This window comes from Streptomyces sp. SPB074, from assembly GCF_000154905.1.
Taxonomy (GTDB): Bacteria; Actinomycetota; Actinomycetes; order Streptomycetales; family Streptomycetaceae; genus Streptomyces.
In genome coordinates this window covers 4,525,072-4,528,172 of sequence record NZ_GG770539.1, presented here as the reverse complement: position 1 = coordinate 4,528,172, position 3,101 = coordinate 4,525,072, and the positions used below count along the sequence as shown (strand labels likewise).

Here is a 3,101-nt window from a genome sequence, read left to right as displayed (position 1 = left end):
CCGCGGCCCGTACCCCCCGCCCCTCCCGGCCGGTGGCTCAGATCGTCGCCGTGTCGATCACGAAGCGGTAGCGGACGTCGCTGGCCAGGACGCGCTCGTACGCCTCGTTGATCTGGTCGGCGCGGATCAGCTCGATGTCGGCGCCCAGGTGGTGCTCGGCGCAGAAGTCGAGCATCTCCTGCGTCTCGGGTATGCCGCCGATCGCGGAGCCCGCGAGGGTCTTGCGGCCGTTGATGAGCGAGAACATGTTCACCGCGTTCGGCTCCTCGGGGGCGCCGACGTTGACGAAGGCGCCGTCCACGCGGAGCAGCCGCAGGTAGGCGTCGATCGGGAGCGGCGCGGAGACCGTGCAGATGATGAGGTCGAAGCGGCCGCGCAGTTCCCTGAACGTCTCCTCGTCGCTCGTCGCGTAGTAGTCGACGGCGCCGAGCCGCAGGCCGTCGTCCTTCTTGCGGAGCGACTGGCTCAGGACGGTGGTCTCGGCGCCCATCGCGGCGGCGAGCTTGACGGCCATGTGGCCGAGGCCGCCGAGGCCGATGACGGCGACGCGCTTGCCGGGGCCGGCGTTCCAGTGCCGCAGCGGCGAGTAGGTCGTGATGCCCGCGCACAGCAGCGGCGCGGCCTCGTCGAGCGCGATGCCCTCGGGGATGCGCAGGGCGTAGTTCTCGTCCACGACGAGGTGGGTGGAGTAGCCGCCGTAGGTCGGCTCGCCGTTCTTCTCGCGGCTGTTGTAGGTGCCGACGGTGCCGTTGACGCAGTACTGCTCAAGGCCCTGCACGCAGTACTCGCACGTGCGGCAGGAGTCCACGAAGCAGCCGACGCCGACGCGGTCGCCGACGGCGTACTTCGTCACGGCGGAGCCCGTCTCGATGACGATTCCCGCGATCTCGTGGCCGGGGACCATCGGGAAGATGGCCTCGCCCCAGCCCTCGCGGGCCTGGTGGATGTCGGAGTGGCAGATGCCCGCGTACTTGATCTCGATGAGCACGTCGTGCGCGCCGACCGGCCGGCGCGCGATGGTGGTGCGCTCCAGGGGGCCTTTGGGCGCGGGTGCGGCGTAGGCGGGGACGGCGGTCAGGCTGGTCGTGCTGGTCATACCGGGGAAACACTCTCCGTGGTAGTCGTCGCGGCCCGCGTGGGGGGTTCCCCGGGTGGCGGGTGCGGGCCGTCGTCCAGTGTGCGGCCGCCCGGGCGTACCGCACAGACCCCCCCTTGGACGTACGCCCGCCGTGCGTACCACCGGCGGGGACAGGCTCACGGGAATGCTTCGGCGCTCCCGGCGGATACTGGAGGGATGAGCACTCCCCGTTCCCCGTTCCAGGACGGAGTCCCCGACAGCCCGGCGGCCCCCGCCGCGGACCGCGAGGGCCGTGCGGCGCCCGGCGCCCTCGATCCCAAGGCGGAGCTGAGCGAGTTCCTGCGGCTGCGCCGGGCCGCGCTCAAGCCGCGCGACGTCGGCTTGCCGGAGTACGGGGGGGCAGCGGCGGGTGCCGGGACTGCGGCGCGAGGAGCTGGCGCTGCTCGCGGGCGTCTCCGTGGCGCACTACACACGGCTCGAACAGGGCAACGCGGGCAACGTCTCGGCCGAGGTGCTCGACGCGGTGGCCCGGGCGCTGCGGCTGAGCGACGCGGAGCACGAGCACCTGCTGCACCTCGCGCGTGCCCGCCCGGGCCGCAAGAAGAAGCGCGGCGGCTGCCCGACGACGCTGCGCCCGGCGCTCGGCACGCTCCTCGGCTCGCTCGACGTGCCCGCGTACGTGGTGGACGGCCGCACCGACATCCTCGGCTGGAACCGGCTCGCCGCGGCGCTCCTGCACGACTTCGGCGCGCTCCCGCCGCGACACCGCAACTTCGCGCGCCTCGTCTTCCTCGAACCGGCGCTGCGGACGCGCTACGTGGACTGGGAGGCGAAGGCCGCCGAGACGGTGCGGGCGCTGCGCGTCTACGCCGGGTACTGCTCGGAGGACACCGGGCTGACCGCGCTGATCGGGGAGCTGTCGCTGCACAGCGAGGACTTCCGGCGGCTGTGGGCGGCGCACGAGGTGCGGGACCTGAGCCACGGCACGAAGGCGTTCCGCCACCCCCTGGTCGGTGAGCTGACCCTCTCCTACGAGACCCTGCGGCTGCCCGACGACCCCGGGCAGAGCCTCTTCGTCTACCACGCGGAGCCCGGCTCCCCCTCGGCGGAGGCGCTGCGGCTCCTGGGGAGCTGGGGGAAGGACGCGACGGCGGTACGCGGCTAGCGCGGGCCCGGTCGTCGCCACGCGCGGAGGTCCGCGCCCCGTCCGGCCGGGGCCTGGCGGCCGGACGGACGGGGGCCCGGCGGCTCAGACCGGCTTCGCCGTCCGCTCGTCCGCGATCCGCCCCTTGCGCAGGGTGATCAGCCGGGGCGCGCGGCGGGCGAGGGCGCTGTCGTGCGTGACCATGACGAAGGTGAACCGCTGCTCGGCCCACAGCCCTTCGAGCAGGTCCATGATCTCGTCGCGCGTCGTCTCGTCCAGGTTGCCGGTGGGTTCGTCGGCGAGGAGCACCTTCGGGGCCTTGACGAGCGCGCGGGCGATCGCGACGCGCTGCTGCTGGCCGCCGGACAGCTCGGACGGCAGGTGCTTGCCGCGTTCGCCGAGACCCACGGAGGCGAGCGCCGCGACGGCCCGTTCGCGGCGTTCGGCGGTCTTCGTGCCGAGCGGGACGAGCGCGGTCTCGACGTTCTCCTGCGCGGTGAGCGTGGGGATGAGGTTGAAGCTCTGGAAGACGAAACCGATGTGGTCGCGGCGCAGCCGGGTGAGCTTCGCCTCGCCGAGGCGCGCGAAGTCGGTGCCGTCCAGCGCGACACTGCCCGTGCTCGGCCGGTCGAGGCCGCCGAGGAGCTGGAGCAGCGTGGACTTGCCGCCGCCCGTGGGGCCCTGCACGACGAGCCGTTCGCCGTCTTCGAGGGCGAGATCGACACCGGCGAGGGCGCGCACGGTGTCCTTGCCCCGCCGGTACTGCTTGGTGACCTCGTGGAGCTGGTACATGGGTGCTGCTTTCCGGCGCGCGGCCTGGGTGAGGAAAGGGGGACGGCGGGTGGGGGCGGGGGTACGGGGGCGGGCGTTCGGGGGCGG

General features: G+C 73.3%; 2 protein-coding genes and 1 pseudogene. 1 reads left to right on the top strand and 2 read right to left on the bottom strand.

What is annotated here, in order from left to right; translation table 11 throughout:
- Positions 1–37 precede the first annotated feature (37 nt).
- The gene (locus SSBG_RS19045) at positions 38–1,096 is read right to left on the bottom strand and encodes an NAD(P)-dependent alcohol dehydrogenase (protein WP_037870133.1); all 1,059 of its coding nucleotides are present in this window, start codon (positions 1,094–1,096) and stop codon (positions 38–40) included.
- 198 nt (positions 1,097–1,294) lie between these two features.
- Here SSBG_RS19045 and SSBG_RS19040 point away from each other — a divergent pair.
- Positions 1,295–2,243 (top strand): annotated as a pseudogene (locus SSBG_RS19040) (helix-turn-helix domain-containing protein).
- A gap of 84 nt (positions 2,244–2,327) precedes the next feature.
- On the opposite strand, the gene SSBG_RS19035 reads toward SSBG_RS19040, so the two are convergent.
- A partial coding sequence (locus SSBG_RS19035) for an ABC transporter ATP-binding protein (RefSeq protein ID WP_234010588.1) occupies positions 2,328–3,101 on the bottom strand: 774 nt, incomplete at its 5' end.

Bases quoted from the DNA above. Each gene is read 5' to 3' on its own strand.
- SSBG_RS19045 (WP_037870133.1), bottom strand. From the start codon at position 1,096: ATGACCAGCACGACCAGCCTGACCGCCGTCCCCGCCTACGCCGCACCC.